This window comes from Streptococcus sp. 'caviae' (assembly GCF_001937065.1).
Lineage (GTDB): Bacteria > Bacillota > Bacilli > Lactobacillales > Streptococcaceae > Streptococcus.
This window is the reverse complement of record NZ_MOWR01000001.1, coordinates 233,263-248,455: the sequence shown is the minus strand read 5'-3', so window position 1 is coordinate 248,455 and position 15,193 is coordinate 233,263. Positions and strand designations below refer to the sequence as shown.

At 39.5% G+C, this 15,193-nt stretch carries 15 protein-coding genes, 1 other RNA gene and 1 pseudogene; all 17 read left to right on the top strand.

The window, feature by feature from the left end; all coding sequences use genetic code 11:
• Positions 1–333 precede the first annotated feature (333 nt).
• The 17 genes and pseudogenes from tgt (at position 334) to BMI76_RS01235 (ending at position 15,164) form a co-directional block, all read left to right on the top strand.
• The gene (tgt, locus tag BMI76_RS01320) at positions 334–1,476 is read left to right on the top strand and encodes a tRNA guanosine(34) transglycosylase Tgt (protein ID WP_075345830.1); all 1,143 of its coding nucleotides are present in this window, start codon (positions 334–336) and stop codon (positions 1,474–1,476) included.
• Positions 1,477–1,887: 411 nt separating this feature from the next.
• Positions 1,888–2,898 carry an ElyC/SanA/YdcF family protein gene (locus BMI76_RS01310; RefSeq protein ID WP_075345828.1) on the top strand — a complete coding sequence of 337 codons (1,011 nt, stop codon included), beginning with the start codon at positions 1,888–1,890 and terminating at the stop codon, positions 2,896–2,898.
• A 108-nt stretch (positions 2,899–3,006) separates the two neighbouring features.
• Complete coding sequence (locus BMI76_RS01305) at positions 3,007–3,783, top strand: MBL fold metallo-hydrolase (RefSeq protein WP_075345827.1); 777 nt, start codon at positions 3,007–3,009, stop codon at positions 3,781–3,783.
• The gene (gene tadA / locus BMI76_RS01300) at positions 3,783–4,253 is read left to right on the top strand and encodes a tRNA adenosine(34) deaminase TadA (RefSeq protein WP_075345826.1); all 471 of its coding nucleotides are present in this window, start codon (positions 3,783–3,785) and stop codon (positions 4,251–4,253) included. The genes BMI76_RS01305 and tadA overlap by 1 nt, the downstream gene beginning before the upstream one ends.
• Positions 4,254–4,279: 26 nt before the next feature.
• Positions 4,280–4,377: signal recognition particle sRNA small type (ffs, locus tag BMI76_RS01295), an RNA gene on the top strand.
• 262 nt (positions 4,378–4,639) lie between these two features.
• Positions 4,640–5,260, top strand: coding sequence for an amino acid transporter (locus tag BMI76_RS01290; RefSeq protein WP_257615228.1), 621 nt, complete (start codon positions 4,640–4,642; stop codon positions 5,258–5,260).
• A 47-nt stretch (positions 5,261–5,307) separates the two neighbouring features.
• Positions 5,308–6,174, top strand: coding sequence for an ABC transporter ATP-binding protein (locus BMI76_RS01285; RefSeq protein WP_075345824.1), 867 nt, complete (start codon positions 5,308–5,310; stop codon positions 6,172–6,174).
• Positions 6,175–6,176: 2 nt separating this feature from the next.
• Positions 6,177–6,926: a hypothetical protein gene (locus tag BMI76_RS01280; RefSeq protein WP_075345823.1), complete on the top strand. Its 750-nt coding sequence runs from the start codon at positions 6,177–6,179 to the stop codon at positions 6,924–6,926.
• A 32-nt stretch (positions 6,927–6,958) separates the two neighbouring features.
• A pseudogene (locus BMI76_RS01275) lies at positions 6,959–7,084 on the top strand (SDR family oxidoreductase); the annotation flags it as partial.
• Positions 7,085–7,585: 501 nt separating this feature from the next.
• A complete protein-coding gene (locus BMI76_RS01270) occupies positions 7,586–8,203 on the top strand; it encodes a phosphate-starvation-inducible PsiE family protein (RefSeq protein WP_075345822.1) in 618 nt (205 codons plus the stop codon).
• A gap of 139 nt (positions 8,204–8,342) precedes the next feature.
• Positions 8,343–9,692 carry a glucose-6-phosphate isomerase gene (locus BMI76_RS01265; protein WP_075345821.1) on the top strand — a complete coding sequence of 450 codons (1,350 nt, stop codon included), beginning with the start codon at positions 8,343–8,345 and terminating at the stop codon, positions 9,690–9,692.
• Positions 9,693–10,254: 562 nt separating this feature from the next.
• Positions 10,255–11,502: an NAD(P)H-dependent oxidoreductase gene (locus tag BMI76_RS01260; protein WP_075345820.1), complete on the top strand. Its 1,248-nt coding sequence runs from the start codon at positions 10,255–10,257 to the stop codon at positions 11,500–11,502.
• Between the two features lie 108 nt (positions 11,503–11,610).
• Positions 11,611–11,982 carry a transcriptional regulator GutM gene (locus tag BMI76_RS01255; protein WP_075345819.1) on the top strand — a complete coding sequence of 124 codons (372 nt, stop codon included), beginning with the start codon at positions 11,611–11,613 and terminating at the stop codon, positions 11,980–11,982.
• 12 nt (positions 11,983–11,994) lie between these two features.
• Positions 11,995–12,354 carry a PTS glucitol/sorbitol transporter subunit IIA gene (locus BMI76_RS01250; RefSeq protein WP_075345818.1) on the top strand — a complete coding sequence of 120 codons (360 nt, stop codon included), beginning with the start codon at positions 11,995–11,997 and terminating at the stop codon, positions 12,352–12,354.
• Between the two features lie 50 nt (positions 12,355–12,404).
• Entirely contained in the window at positions 12,405–13,358 is a 954-nt protein-coding gene (locus tag BMI76_RS01245; protein WP_075345817.1) for a sugar-binding transcriptional regulator, read from the top strand.
• Between the two features lie 220 nt (positions 13,359–13,578).
• Positions 13,579–14,097 carry a PTS glucitol/sorbitol transporter subunit IIC gene (locus tag BMI76_RS01240; RefSeq protein ID WP_075345816.1) on the top strand — a complete coding sequence of 173 codons (519 nt, stop codon included), beginning with the start codon at positions 13,579–13,581 and terminating at the stop codon, positions 14,095–14,097.
• 41 nt (positions 14,098–14,138) lie between these two features.
• Positions 14,139–15,164, top strand: a complete 1,026-nt coding sequence (locus tag BMI76_RS01235; protein WP_075345815.1) for a PTS glucitol/sorbitol transporter subunit IIB — start codon at positions 14,139–14,141, stop codon at positions 15,162–15,164.
• The last annotated feature ends 29 nt before the right edge of the window (positions 15,165–15,193 follow it).

Genomic DNA, 15,193 nt, shown 5'->3' with positions numbered 1-15,193 from the left:
AATACATGAAGCTAGGAACCTGTGACAAAACTGTCTCAGGTTCTTATTTTCTTTAGATGCAGCAGCTGGAAATAAAACCGACTGGCTGTTCTAGTTTTAACCATACTCCTGCAGGCTCATCAGATGCTGCAGCTCGCTTGTTATCCTTTTGCTTCTTTTGGCAGTGCTTTAACCGCAGATTTATATGCTCCTGCCGTTTTATAGCCCAGACAGCAAAGGTATTTTTGATACAGATAACGAAGCGGCGGTGAATGACAAACAAGGGCTTTTTTGATAAAATTGATAAGGTTAAACTGGCCAAACCTATTTTGGCAGCAAGGAGAGAAAAAAGACATGACAGATTCGCCGATTCAATACCGCTTAATTAAAAAAGAAAAGCACACGGGAGCACGTCTGGGGGAAATCATCACACCGCACGGAACTTTTCCGACCCCTATGTTTATGCCAGTAGGAACTCAGGCAACTGTTAAAACACAGTCCCCTGAAGAATTAAAAGAAATGGGTTCTGGCGTCATTCTGGCTAATACCTACCATCTGTGGCTGCGGCCGGGTGATGACCTAATCGCACGTGCTGGCGGACTGCATCAGTTTATGAACTGGGATCAGCCTATTTTGACTGACAGCGGCGGTTTTCAGGTTTATTCGCTGGCTGACAGCCGCAACATCACCGAAGAAGGGGTGACCTTTAAAAACCACCTCAACGGTGCCAAAATGTTCCTGTCACCTGAGAAGGCTATTGCCATTCAAAACAATCTGGGCTCTGACATTATGATGTCTTTTGATGAGTGCCCTCAGTTTTATCAGCCTTACGATTATGTTAAAAATTCTATTGAACGGACCAGCCGCTGGGCAGAACGTGGTCTAAAAGCTCACCGTCGTCCGCATGACCAAGGCCTCTTTGGTATCGTTCAGGGTGCTGGTTTTGAGGACCTTCGCCGCCAGTCGGCAGCTGACTTGGTGTCCATGGATTTTCCGGGCTATTCTATTGGCGGTTTGGCTGTTGGCGAAAGCCATGAAGAAATGAATGCTGTGCTTGACTTCACAACACCTCTCCTGCCGGAAAACAAGCCGCGCTACCTGATGGGTGTCGGTGCGCCTGATAGTCTGATTGACGGAGTTATCCGCGGTGTTGACATGTTTGACTGTGTTCTGCCAACCCGCATTGCCAGAAACGGAACTTGTATGACCTCAGAAGGCCGTCTGGTTGTTAAAAATGCCCAGTATGCAGAAGACTTTACGCCGCTTGATCACGATTGTGACTGCTATACCTGCAAAAATTACACGCGCGCCTATCTTCGCCATCTGCTCAAGGCAGATGAGACCTTTGGGCTGCGTCTGACCAGTTATCACAATCTCTATTTTCTTCTGAATCTGATGCGAAAGGTCCGTCAGGCCATCATGGATGACAATTTGCTGGAATTCCGTGAAGATTTTATCGAACGTTATGGCTATAATAAATCTAAACGCAATTTCTAAAACACCATCAAAAAGCTATCCTATAGAAGCAAAAGCTGACTGTTTTGGCTGGAGCAAAATCCCATTTGCGGGAGCTGCTCCGGTCTTTTTAGTTATCCGCCAAAATCCCTGAGAACTCGTCATCAGTCTTTGCAGCCAGTTTTGATTTTCTGATGAACTGTTTAGCACAGCCTGCCAGCTTACAAAAGTGTAAGTTTGGTTTATGATTTTTCCAGTAAAATAAAGGTGACCGCTAAGGGGTGCTGATGATTTAGCCCCGAATCTAACAGCCAAGGAGGAATAATTGATGACAAAGGCCGATTGCTTAAAATACTTAATTTTGATTTTTATGCTTTGTGATTTAATCCTGCTTACCTTAATCGTCTGTTGGTATTGCATGTGATTTTTGCAGAAGACTTTTAAGGAGAAGCGATGTTAGAAGCCATTACACTGATACTTTTTATTTTGCTGGCCATCTCCATACATCACGATGCCCGCAGTCTGATTAATCCCGTTCTTTTAATTATCTTTTTGCTTTTTGCCTATGTTACGGCTGTCAGTTTTTTCTACCGTCAGGGCTATACAGCTGCTTATTTAATCTTTGTTCTGGGATTTCTGATGGTTCCCGCCTTTATCTTTTTTGGCGGCTTATTTCTCATTTACAACGGTTTTGTTCTTTTGAAAAAAGAGGGCCGGTCAAAAACTAATTTTTTATCCCTTTTTCTGGGACTTGCTATTGTAGGCTTCTTTCTTTTCGTTTACCTGAGCTCAGCCTTTTTGACAAATCTGCCGCAAAATAGTTTTTTCTACCTTATTTACTTTCTTATAGTATTTACTTTTTTACTTTTTGGCATGTCCTTTCTTGCTTTTATGCTGTATTCCCTTTTGTATCTCATCATTCCTAAAAATAAGCACTATGACTTCATTATTATCCATGGTGCAGGACTGATGAAGGGCAAAGAAGTAACGCCCTTGCTGCAAAAGCGGATTGATAAGGCGCTTGAGGCCTTTCGCAAATCCAGCAACCCCCAGGTTAAGCTGATTGCAAGCGGGGGTCAGGGAGCTGACGAAAAGATTTCAGAAGCCAAGGCCATTGCTGCCTATATCCAGCAGCAAGGAGATATTCCCGGCGATAAAGTTCTTTTGGAAGAGCAGTCGCGTTCAACCTATCAAAATCTCTTGTTTTCAAAAGAGTTGGCCGAAAAAGAGATGAGCCGTCCTCGCTTTCTCTTTGTCACCAATGCCTATCATGTTTTTCGGACCAGTGTCTATGCCCGTCAGCTGCATATGGCTGGAGATGGCTTGGGCTGCTCGACTGCTGCTTATTATATTCCCAGCGCTTTTATCCGAGAATTTATTGCTATTGTTGCCCGTCTCAAGTGGGTTTTTATGGTCATCTATACCGTCGTTATAGGACTTTTAATGCTTAATTACTTTAGATAAATACTTACAGGGTCTGTCTCAGAGATACTCTTTGAAGCAGGCCTTTGTTTAGTTGTCGCAGGAAATTTGCTATAATAAAGCAAACAGGAAATAAAGAAGGTGTTTTTTATGAAGTTAACAACCCTAGGCTGCTGGGGAGCTTACCCTTACAAAGACGGCGGTACGACCTCTTATCTCTTGACGGGACAGGATGGTTTTCAGCTGCTAATCGACTGCGGCAGCCGTGCTCTCAATGAACTGGAAAAAGAAATCAGTCCGCTGGATTTGGATGCGGTTATCATTTCCCACTATCACCCTGACCACGTAGCTGATTTGGGTGTTTTGCGGCACTATTTTCAGCTCTATCCCAAGCATCTGTGGGAGCCTAAAGTCTTGCCTATCTATGGCCATGATGAGGACAGTTATGAGTTTAGCAAACTGACCCTTGATGGCGTTTCTCAAGGGATTGCTTATGACGTTAAGGGCACTGAGCACATCGGACCCTTTGACATCACGTTCATCAAGACGGTGCACCCTGTGCCTTGTTATGCCTTTCGGATTCTTGAGCGTGCAACAGGGCAGGTTTTTGTTTTCACTGGTGATACAGGCTATTTTGATGGCTTGGATACATTTGCTGCAGGTGCTGACCTCTTTTTAGCTGATGTTTATCTTTATGAAGGCAATGAAAATCACATAGCCCATTTGACCACAAAGGAAGCAGGACAAATTGCCAGTGCGGCTGCTGTAAAACGCTTAGTTCTGACCCATATGCCGCCGCTGCCGCCGGCAGAGATTGCCCCAGACAATCACTTGGAAGTTCTCAGAAGCCAGACTGAGACTTACTCAAAAGGCATTCCTGTAGAATTGGCAGAGCCTCATAAATCATGGGAAATCGGTGAGTGCTGATGGCCGACTTCACTCAGGAAGAAAAAGAATTTTTCATGGCAGAAGCCCTGAAAGAAGCCCAAAAATCATTGGCCAAAGAAGAAATCCCTATCGGCTGTGTCATTGTTAAGGACGGTCAAATCATCGGCCGCGGGCACAATGCACGCGAGGAGTTAAGCCAGGCGATTATGCATGCCGAAATCATGGCTATCACAGAGGCCAATAAGCATGAGAACAGCTGGCGTTTGCTGGATACGGCGCTTTTTGTAACGATTGAGCCCTGTGTCATGTGCAGCGGTGCTATCGGTCTTGCCCGTATTCCGCAGGTCATCTACGGAGCTGCCAATAAAAAATTTGGCGGCGCCGGCAGCCTCTATGACATTCTAACCGATGAGCGTCTCAACCACCGTGTACAGGTGGAAACAGGAATCCTCGAAGAAGACTGTGCCAGAATTATGCAGGACTTTTTTAGGCAAAGACGAAAGTCTTAAGTTGGCAGTTTTCTCAATCTATGTTATAATATTTTTGGAGCAACATCTGCGCGTGAAGCGGGTCAGGGGAGGAATCCAGCAGCCCTAAGCGATGTCAGGTGTGTGCTCTATTTTTATGTAATGACAGAGTAATAGATAGCTTGCAATAATCAGTTTATAGTCGTGATAAAGTGCCATGACATAAATGTCATGGTCTTATTATTTGTCTTTTTTTATAATAGGAATATCAAAAAGTATAAAATCAAAAGAGGAAAAAAATGAAACACGTTTTTACACCAATTTATAAATCAATACTAAAACGCAGGGAAATAGCAGCGTTCTTATTTTGTTCTCTCTATCCCTTATTAGCGTCGGCAGTCAGTCTGTTTCAGTCAGGACTAAAAGGTATGACTCATGGAAGAAAACTGAGTTTTTTAGAGTATTGGTCTATTAATGTTCAGACCCAGTGGCAGCTAGCGATACCAATCTTATTGTTAGCCTATGCTGTTACTACCGTTTTTTATACTGAAATCCATTCGGGTATTTTATTTTTATATAAAGATTTGGACAAAAAACTGATTTTTAAGGCAAAGGTTTGGAGTCTCATCAAAATCTTAGGTATTTTTACCGGACTAACTTTTTTAGTTTCGCTTTTATCTTACTATACTTTGATGCTTTCTCAAACTTATATATCAGGGCATCTTTTCCCTGACAATTGGTCTATTATTCAGATGAGTTTACTGACTATTTTGTCACGGCTGATTATTTATGTGATTGTTATTTTGCTGGTCTCAGTTTTATCCAGCCGCTACAACAATTCCATCTCAGTTTTAGCAGGTTTGTTCTTTATGTTATTAGCAAATGTAGCTCCGCAGTTACCGCTCGGAAGATATTTCTTCCCAACAGGGTATGTGGGAACAGGAATGCATTTTCTTTTTGCGCTAATCCTGATGTGTCTGGTTAGCTCTGTTTATATAGTAGCAGCGTATGCTTTGGGACTTAAAAAATTTGAACAAATTGAATTTTGACTGGAAGTATTTCAAACATCATGCAAAAAATAGGAGAAAAAATACAAATGCTCAAGATCGAAAATTTATCCAAACAATTTAAGGGAAACGATTTTTATTCACTTCAAGATGTGAGTTTAACGGTCAATCGAGGAGATATCGTTGGTTTAATCGGAAAAAACGGAGCCGGAAAATCTACCCTGCTCAAATTAATTGCCAAATCCATCAAACCAAGCAGCGGACGGATAATGTATCTAGGTAAAGATATCAGTCAACGTTCAAATGCTCTTGAGGATTTTGGCATAATGATTGACCCTGTTTTTTATCCAGAAATGACTGTGGCAGACAATTTAAAATTCTATTTAGACCTGCATGGAAAAAAACAGCATTACGAGAATATAGAAACTATTTTAAAGTTGGTTGATCTCTGGAAGGCACGCCATCGCAAGCCTAAAGGATTTTCTTTTGGAATGAAACAGCGTACTGCTCTGGCTATTGCCTTAGTTGCAGAACCGGAGTTTCTTTTGCTGGATGAGCCGTTTGTCGGTTTGGACCCTATCGGGGTAAGGCAGCTGATTGATATTTTGAAAAGGTGGTCCAAGGAACGTAATATCTCGATGATTATTTCCAGTCATCAGTTGGGAGAACTGGAAGCCTTGTGCAACCGTTATGTTTTTATTGAGAATGGCCATCTCGCTGAAGAATTTGAAAAACAACAGGCTCCAAGTGTTATTGTCCATGTAAGAGCAGCAGCCAAAAATCTTGATTTACCTGCTTTTATAAAAGTGGAAGATAATCTCACAATAGAAATTCCAACGGATTTGGATGCTGAACTGCTGAATCAGATATGGTTCCTTTTATCCAGCAAACAAGTCATTGAAAGAATGACTGTCAAGGAAAATCATCTTAGCGATTTTTTTGGAAGTGAGGAATAAGTATGTCGATTTTCTATCCCGTTTTACGTTCAGTTCTTAATCGCAGAGAAGTAAAGGTATTTTTAGTACTCAGTCTGACACCTCTTCTTTACTTTCTGTCAACTTTTCTGAAAACGAAGATGTTTTCTTTCTCTGGGCCTGCCGGCAGCAAAATTGCCTTTTTTGATTTCTTTTACGGTCAATTTAATCTGCAATTTAATTCCATTATTTCGTCTTTGGCACTGGCTTTTTTGGCCATCAGTGTTTTTCGGACAGAGATTTCGGCGCATATTCTTTTTTTATACAAGGACATTGATAAAAGAAAAATATTTCTCTCAAAAATTCTCAGCCTTATAACTGTTGTCTTGCTGTATTGCGGCATTTACTTTTTAGCGGCCCTGTTTACCTATTATACACGTGTAGCCCATCTGTCCTACGGCAGTCTTCAGTTTTGGAGTAATGATTTCACCTACTCCATTATTTCAAGTCTTGGTGTTGTTTTAGCCTATATCCTTGTAGTCATGCTGTCCAGTCTGGCATCTTTATATTTAAGCAACGGAATAGTGATTACCCTTATTTTGATTTTCAATGTCTTTATGAGTTTGTCAGGAATCATCGGAGGGCTTAACTGGCTCTTTCCTGTAGGCTATGCCGATTTTGCAGAGGCAAATGGTCTGGGGATAGGCTTGCTGACAGTTGTAGGACTAACCCTTTTATACAGCATTGTTATCTATTTTGTCAGCCTGCATAAATTTAAAAACTTAGAATTTTAGGGGAATTATGATTTATAAAGATATTAGAGTCAATACCATATCGAAGGATTGTTGATTTAGAAGATGTCAGCCATTCCATCCAATTTTTGTTAAGCGATCAGAGCAAGTCAATTAGAGGGCATAATCTCATCTTAGATTACGGCTATACCATTGTGTAGATAAAAAGACTGACTGTTAATAAGCTGTTAAATATCAAGTGCTGAATGATTTAGCACTTTTCTTTTGTTTTGAAAGCCTATCTTTTCCACTCAATATCAGTTATAATAGAATAAAGTTTTCTTTTGGAGAAAGCGTTTAACTGAACACGGGCTAAAATCCTAGTAAAAAAGATAAACTTCCTTGTGTCTTGGGGACACAGCGTCAGTTTCCTATTTTTATACGGATTTCTTCACGCTCTTTGCGACCCTTCGTTTGGTTAGTCGATCTTACTAACCAAACGAAGTTAGCGGGAGAGGCAGCCAATTCACTATGGTGATTGGCGTTTGTTATCAAGTGCAAAGCACTTAGATAACAATCCTCTGCCGTATCTTACTAATTGAACACGAGCTAAAATCCTAGTAAAAAAGATAAACTTCCTTGTGTCTTAACGACACGGCGTCAGTTTCCTATTTTTATACGGATTTTTAAACGCTCTTTGTATCTTAATAAAAGGAGGTTTTATGCGAAAATTTTTACAGGTAAGCTTTTACGAGATGTCATTTTATGTTGAGATTTTGCTTTCTCTGATTTTAATGATTGTTCTTGTCATTTCAACCTTTTTTCTGGCTGTGGATATTCTGGGAATTTTTAATTCTCAAAGGTCTATTGAAGCCTATCTGCACAATTTTCTCAATCAGGCTATGAGCATCGCCATCGGTGTGGAGTTAATAAAAATGCTGAGCAAGCATACCTCCGCTACCATCATTGAGGTTTTGCTCTTTGCCATCGCCAGACATGTTGTTATTGATCAGAGTAACAGCCTGAATTCTTTGTGGAGCATTTTGGCTATCTCTGCCCTGTTTGCCACGCGAAAATATCTTTTTACTAATTTTGATGATTCGACTAATATCATTGTTCGGGGAAGTCAAAAGGTTAAGATTGCCAATGTTTTAGCGCGTGTGAATCTGGAGGCTCAAAAAGGTGAGCTGTTAAGAGACTTTGTCGTACGGCATTTGGAAGCAGAGGAAAAGCACGTCACCATTGGTGCGGCTGTTTATTTGAACGATGTTGCTTTGCGGGTTGACAGCATGAAAGACGGCGTCATTACAAGGGTGGAAATTATCAAGTCACTTTCATGAAATAATGAGAAATTTCAAGTTATTTTCAGAAAAGAAAGCGATTTTCTCTTTTTTGTGAAATTCTGCTCAGAATCATTGAAAAAACCCTTACAAAAGAGTATGATAATAAAGAAACTGAAATTTACAGGGGAGTATTGACATGACACATATTACATTTGATTATTCTAAAGTATTGGATCAATTCGTAGCGCCGCACGAAGTGGACTATCTGCAAATGCATGTGACAGCTGCGGATGCAGCTCTTCGCAATGGTACCGGACCAGGTGCGGAAATGACCGGCTGGCTCAATTTGCCGGAAGATTACGATAAGGAAGAATTTGCCCGTATTCAAAAAGCGGCTGCTAAAATTCAGTCTGACAGCGACGTTCTCATCGTTATCGGTATTGGCGGTTCTTACCTTGGTGCCAGAGCAGCCATTGACTTCTTAAACAATTCATTTGTTAACCTGCAAAAGGCAGAAGACCGCAAGGCACCGCAAATTCTTTATGCTGGAAATTCCATTTCTTCAAACTATCTTGCGGATCTTGTAGATTATGTTGCCGATAAAGATTTCTCAGTCAATGTCATTTCAAAATCTGGGACGACAACTGAACCTGCGATTGCTTTCCGCGTTTTCAAGGATCTCTTGATTAAAAAATACGGTCAAGAAGAAGCTAACAAGCGTATTTACGCAACGACTGACAAAGCAAAAGGTGCTGTTAAGGTTGAAGCGGACGCCAGCGGCTGGGAAACGTTCGTTGTTCCGGACAGTGTCGGCGGACGGTTTACTGTTTTGACACCGGTTGGTCTGCTTCCAATCGCAGCAAGCGGTGCGGACATCACCAAATTGATGGAAGGTGCCAATGCGGCCCGCAAGGACTATTCGTCAGACAAGATTGCCGAAAACGAAGCTTATCAGTATGCTGTTATCCGTAATATCCTTTACAGAAAAGGCTATGTGACAGAAGTTTTGGCTAATTATGAACCGACACTTCAATATTTCAGCGAATGGTGGAAGCAATTAGCCGGTGAATCAGAAGGTAAGGATCAAAAGGGCATCTACCCAACATCAGCTAACTTCTCAACAGACCTTCACTCGCTTGGACAATTCATCCAAGAAGGCTACCGCAACCTTTTTGAAACAGTTATCCGTGTGGATAAACCGCGCAAGAACATCCTTGTGCCGGAATCGGCAGAAGATCTTGATGGTCTTGGCTACCTGCAAGGCAAGGACGTTGACTTTGTTAATAAAAAGGCTACTGACGGTGTGCTTCTTGCCCACACAGACGGCGGTGTGCCAAATACTTATCTGACCATTCCTGAACAAGATGAGTTCACACTTGGCTACACGATCTATTTCTTTGAGCTTGCGATCGCCCTTTCAGGCTATCTCAATGGGGTCAATCCATTCGACCAGCCGGGTGTTGAAGCATACAAGAAAAACATGTTTGCCCTTCTTGGCAAACCGGGCTTTGAAGATTTGGGTGCCGAACTCAATAAACGTCTTTAATGATAAATTTAGAAATCAAGACTGGTGTCTTGATTTCAGACTGAAGAAAAAGTCAATTTTTATCAAAAGAACTATTGTGTTATGATACTTTCCTTAGGTAGCGCGGACGGTAGCAACTTCCTTTGGAATTTCATACCTAGATTTTGAGCCCAAGTCTCAAAATCTCCGAACGCCAGAAATAAGTGATTTCTGGCGTTTTTGCTACAGCGGAAAGTATCAGGGTCAGGCTCGTTCAATTCGCCTATTTTTCTTATAGATTGTGAATTAATATTATCCTAAGATGTGTATGCTTGTGAAATGCTAACTATAGAGTTTGTCTACAACCTGAAATCAAGACTGGTGTCTTGATTTTTCTATTCTAATCTCTTTATAAATAGTTGTAAGAGCCTAATGTAAAAACTGCACGATTTACCTGTAATTATGCAGTTTACTTTAGGCTTTTTTTATTAAATTACATTTATATTACATTTGACAAAAACATTGACAAATGACACAGAAAGGAGTACATTATACTTGTAGCAAATGACAAAAGAAATGTCATATGACAAAAAGGAGGTCTATTATGACGCTATATGGTAAACTTTTGGAACGAGAAGCCCAAGCAAATCCTATTAAGGTTGGTGTTATTGGAGCTGGTCAAATGGGATATGGAATGATTTCACAAATTTCAACTATTCCAGGTATGATTGTTGCTGGTATCAGTGATATCAACCTTAGCAATGCTGATCGTGCAGCTCAAGCTTTCAATCAAAGCTCTAAACAAAAAGTTAATATTTTAACTAGTACAGACTTTAGAGAAGTTATCCATTCTGATAATGTTGAAGTCATTGTTGATGCAACAGGTGTTCCGGAAGCTGGTGCAAAAATTGCCCTTGAAACCTTGATTGCTAAAAAGCATCTTGTATTATTAAATGTTGAAATTGATATTACTATCGGTCCTTTGATGAAAAAATTATATGATGCTGCAGGTCTGGTTTACACTGGTTCGGATGGTGATGAGCCGGCTGCTACCGCTCAATTATTTGAATTTGCTAGAAGCATGGGTATGAAAGTCCTTGTTGCTGGTAAAGGGAAAAACAATGCTTTGAAAGTTTCTGCAAATCCAGATACTGCTGCTGAAGAAGCTGCTTCAAAACAAATGAACAGCCATATGCTGGCCGCTTTTCAAGATGGGACAAAAACAATGGCAGAAATGAATCTGCTGGCTAATGCAATTGGTTTTGTACCTGATGTTCCTGGTATGCATGGTATTTCAGCAGATTTGAAAGGCACTGTTGAGAATCTTGATCTTAAGGAAAACGGCGGGGTTCTGGATAAATTTGGAGTTGTTGAATATGTGGATGGTATTGCACCGGGTGTGTTTGTAATTGTCGAAGGCCAAAATGAAGGTGTCAAACATGAAATGAATTATCTTTTAAAAGTTGGAGATCGTGATCATCACATCATTTACCGTCCTTATCATCTATGCAGTTTGGAAACTCCGTTGACAATTGCTCGTGCCGTGTTAGAACATGATTATGCAATCGTTCCATTAGGAGCTCCGATTGCTGAAACCGTTGCAGTTGCTAAACGCGATATCAAGGCTGGTGAAAAAATTGATGGCATTGGAGGTTTCTGTGTACGCGGTGTTGTTGAAACTCATGAAGATATGAAGAAAAATAATAATGTACCAATTGGTCTTGTTGGTGGAAACTCGGTAGCTAAAAGAGATATTAAAGATGGTACCTTCCTAACCTACGATGATATTGAACTGGATGATACAACAACTGTTTATAAATTACGTAAGTTACAAGATGAAACATTTAATTAAGACTTTCTTGCTAGAACTGCCTATACTGATTAGAAATGTTAGGTTATAATATTAGGAGAAATTATTAATAATTTCTCCTAACTTAAACTAATAAACCAAGGAATAACAATGGCCAATTTAGCAATTGCTTTAACAGTGATTATTTTATTTCAACTTATATTGAGCTTATATCAAATACAGTATTATCAGCGTTTTGTCAAAAATCTGGTAGCTAATTACCAAGGGAAAAATGGCTATCGTTTAATCTCTGAAGTTGTAAAATCAATTATTGCTTCAACGATTGTTATCTTAATTGTTAACAAGGAAAAAAGGATTGTTGAGGCATATTATTTAAAAGGTTTAACCGTTTTTTCCAAGTTTACTCTGTTTGACAAAATTATAGGCGAAGAATTAAATAATCATTTAGTTGATGTTGCTAAAAGCGAAAATCATAAAGCTATACAAAAGGCCATTGAATCTTTGGTAGCAAAAAATAATTAATTGGAGTATCTAATGGAAGTATTTAGAGTTGTTGAAATAGGTGAAATGGTGCCTGCTTTTGAAGAAGAAATGCTTGTTGTTCTTTTTGGTCAAATGGCTCCGCCGGAACTAAGAGCAATTTGTGTAGTGCACGATTATCAAGGAGAAGAAAATAATGTATTCAAGATTGGAACCAAGCTTCAACTTGGGGCTCAAGAATATACTGTTACTCAAGTTGGTGATGCTGCTAACAAAAATTTTCAAGAGTTGGGGCATGTTTCTGTCTATTTTAGAGAAGGTGAGAATGATATTTTGCCTGGGGCTATCATAGCAGAGCCGCTCATCTTTCCAAAATTACAAGTTGGGGATACGATAAAGATTATTAATGATTGAAATCTGGTATGTTATAATATGACATATATTATTAGAAATCAGGTATAATCATGGATCAGTATTCAGAAAAAGACTATGTCAAAGTTGCGATTATGTATTATGATGAAGGAATGACTCAGGCTGAAATTGCTAGAAAATTAGGAGTCTCTCGTTCGCTCATTTCAAAAATACTAATTGATGCCAAGGATGCTAAAATTGTTGAAGTTTTTATCAATAGTCAGTCAGTTTACACAGTAAAACTTGAACGAGCACTAGAACTAAAATTTGGTTTAAAAGATGCTATTGTTGTGGATACAGAAAGTTTATCTGATCCTGAAATTAGACGAAAGGTTGGACGAACTGCGGCAAACTATCTTGAATCTTACATCAAGAAAACTGATACTGTCAATAAAATTGGTATCTCTTGGGGAGCATCTTTAAAAAGTGTTGTTGACTACTTTCCTTATTTGAATTATCCGGATATTTATATCTACCCTTTGGTCGGTGGTATGGGGAATGAGTATTTTTACTTACATTCCAATCAGCTAGTTCATGAGCTGGCACAAAAAATACGAGCAAAAGCACATTATCTTTATGTACCGGCTATGGTGTCAACTTCTGCCTTAAAAAAAGAGCTGGAACAGGATTTAACGATTTCCAGTGTTTTAGAAGAGGCTAAAAATGTCGATGTTGCTTTAGTTGGTATTGCTGGAATAAACAATCAGAATACAATGTCTAAAACAGGCTATATCAATGCTAATGATATTGCAGAATTAAAGGAATTAGGAGTCATTGGAGATATTAATTCTCACTTTTTTGATAGGTATGGCGATGAAATTGGTTATGATATTAATCAAAGAGTCATGGGTCTTGATTTGAATCAAATTAAAAATATTCCTACAGTAGTAGCGGTTGCCTATGGACATGATAAAGTAGAGGTTATTAAGGTTTCTCTGGAAAATCAATTAATTGATATTCTTGTTACCACAGATACAACTGCTCAGAAAATTTTAAATGGAAATTAGTATCAAAGTATAGTAAAATTTCTTTTTAATGGTATGAGTTAAAAAGAAAAAGCTGATTTCCAATATCTAAAAATAAATTGTTGAAAAAACAAACGGTAGTGAGTGGAGACAAAATCGATTTCGATGAAATCATATGATTGCGTCCCACTCCCTATCTTTAAAGAAAAATGCAAGCGCTTACTATTTTTGCGACGAAAGAAAATTAAAGAGAGGAATTTATATGGACTATATTGAATGGTTTGGTGAACATTTTATTGGTATGTTCCAAGCAGGAGGTAAACAATTTGTCAGTTATATGACAGGGATTATTCCTCTTTTGGTTGCCCTTTTAACCTTTACTAACGCTTTAATTGCTTTAATTGGTCAAGAACGCGTCAATAAGTTTGTTCGTTCCTGTGCTAAATTTACTATTTTGCGCTATACTGTAATGCCTTTATTGGCATGTCTCATACTAACCAATCCAATGGCCTATACCTTTGGACGATTTTTAAAAGAAGAAGAAAAGCCTGCCTTTTACGATGCAACAGTAAGTATGCTTCACCCTGTTACTGGTTTATTTCCATATGCAAATGCAGGGGAACTATTTGTATTTTTGGGAATTGCCAAGGGTGTTGTTGAAGCAGGGCATTCTCAAGGAAGTCTTGCAGTTCGCTATTTTCTGGCTGGTATTGTTGTTATCTTTATTCGCGGCCTTGTTACAGAAAGAATTACGAAATTCTTGGTGCAGCGTGCTAGCTAAGGATTACAATTGAACAAGATTGATAAGAAAGAGGATAACGTATGATAAAAGAATATAAGGCAGTTTTTGTAAACAAAGGTGATAATGGTTGGGGCCAAGGGTTACTTATTCAGCCGACTGCTCAAAAAAATAAGATTGTTTCTGTTACTGGAGGGGGCATCCATCCTGTAGCTCAAAAAGTAGCGGAATTAACAGGTGCAGAAGCTGTTGATGGTTTTAAAAATGCTGTTCCAGACAGTGAAATAGCTGCAGCAGTTATTGATTGCGGCGGAACAGCTCGTATTGGTGTTTATCCTATGAAGGGGATCTTAACACTTGATGTTTTACCGTCGTCACCTTCAGGACCGCTTTCTAAGAATATTAATGAAAAGAACTTTGTTTCAGGTGTTAAGCCGGAATGTGTCTCATTAGCAGATTCTTCGGCAATTGATACAACAGACAGTAACGAAGAAGAAACAAATCAGGATGTAATAAGTGATGAAGCCTTTAATGAAAAGTATGCTCAGGTAAAAGCTGAGCATGAGGCTAATCAAGATGCTAAAGATACCTTACTAGTGAAATTCTCTCGCGGTATTGGAAATGTTATGGGAATTTTTTATCAGGCAGGACGTGATACTGTCGATATGCTAATAAAGAATATTATTCCTTTCATGGCCTTTATGAGTATGATTATTGGGATTATTAATTATACCGGTGTTGGTAATATTATTGCTCATTTACTTGAACCATTATCGGGATCTGTTATTGGTTTTGTGGTAATTGCTTTTATTTGCAGCATTCCTTTTATATCACCTGTTATCGGTCCGGGAGCAGTTATAGCTCAAGTTATCGGTGTTTTGATAGGAACGCAGATTGCCAAGGGCACTATTCCCGTAACTTATGCATTACCAGCACTTTTTGCCATCAATGCGCAAGCTGGCTGTGACTTTATCCCCGTTGGACTGTCGCTTGGTGAGGCCAAGCCTGAGACGGTACAAGTTGGTGTACCGGCTATACTTTACAGTCGTGTCATTACAGGAGCACTAGCTGTCATTATTGGCTGGGTATTTAGTATTGGTATGTACTAAACTATTAAACCAAAAGTCCTCTTTGGAGG

Coding starts and splice junctions, on each gene's coding strand:
- BMI76_RS01285 (WP_075345824.1), top strand. CDS start 5,308: ATGCTCAAGATCGAAAATTTATCCAAACAATTTAAGGGAAACGATTTT.
- BMI76_RS01290 (WP_257615228.1), top strand. CDS start 4,640: ATGACTCATGGAAGAAAACTGAGTTTTTTAGAGTATTGGTCTATTAAT.
- BMI76_RS01245 (WP_075345817.1), top strand. CDS start 12,405: ATGGATCAGTATTCAGAAAAAGACTATGTCAAAGTTGCGATTATGTAT.
- BMI76_RS01235 (WP_075345815.1), top strand. CDS start 14,139: ATGATAAAAGAATATAAGGCAGTTTTTGTAAACAAAGGTGATAATGGT.
- tgt (WP_075345830.1), top strand. CDS start 334: ATGACAGATTCGCCGATTCAATACCGCTTAATTAAAAAAGAAAAGCAC.
- BMI76_RS01255 (WP_075345819.1), top strand. CDS start 11,611: ATGGCCAATTTAGCAATTGCTTTAACAGTGATTATTTTATTTCAACTT.
- BMI76_RS01260 (WP_075345820.1), top strand. CDS start 10,255: ATGACGCTATATGGTAAACTTTTGGAACGAGAAGCCCAAGCAAATCCT.
- BMI76_RS01280 (WP_075345823.1), top strand. CDS start 6,177: ATGTCGATTTTCTATCCCGTTTTACGTTCAGTTCTTAATCGCAGAGAA.
- BMI76_RS01265 (WP_075345821.1), top strand. CDS start 8,343: ATGACACATATTACATTTGATTATTCTAAAGTATTGGATCAATTCGTA.
- BMI76_RS01240 (WP_075345816.1), top strand. CDS start 13,579: ATGGACTATATTGAATGGTTTGGTGAACATTTTATTGGTATGTTCCAA.
- BMI76_RS01305 (WP_075345827.1), top strand. CDS start 3,007: ATGAAGTTAACAACCCTAGGCTGCTGGGGAGCTTACCCTTACAAAGAC.
- BMI76_RS01310 (WP_075345828.1), top strand. CDS start 1,888: ATGTTAGAAGCCATTACACTGATACTTTTTATTTTGCTGGCCATCTCC.
- tadA (WP_075345826.1), top strand. CDS start 3,783: ATGGCCGACTTCACTCAGGAAGAAAAAGAATTTTTCATGGCAGAAGCC.
- BMI76_RS01250 (WP_075345818.1), top strand. CDS start 11,995: ATGGAAGTATTTAGAGTTGTTGAAATAGGTGAAATGGTGCCTGCTTTT.
- BMI76_RS01270 (WP_075345822.1), top strand. CDS start 7,586: ATGCGAAAATTTTTACAGGTAAGCTTTTACGAGATGTCATTTTATGTT.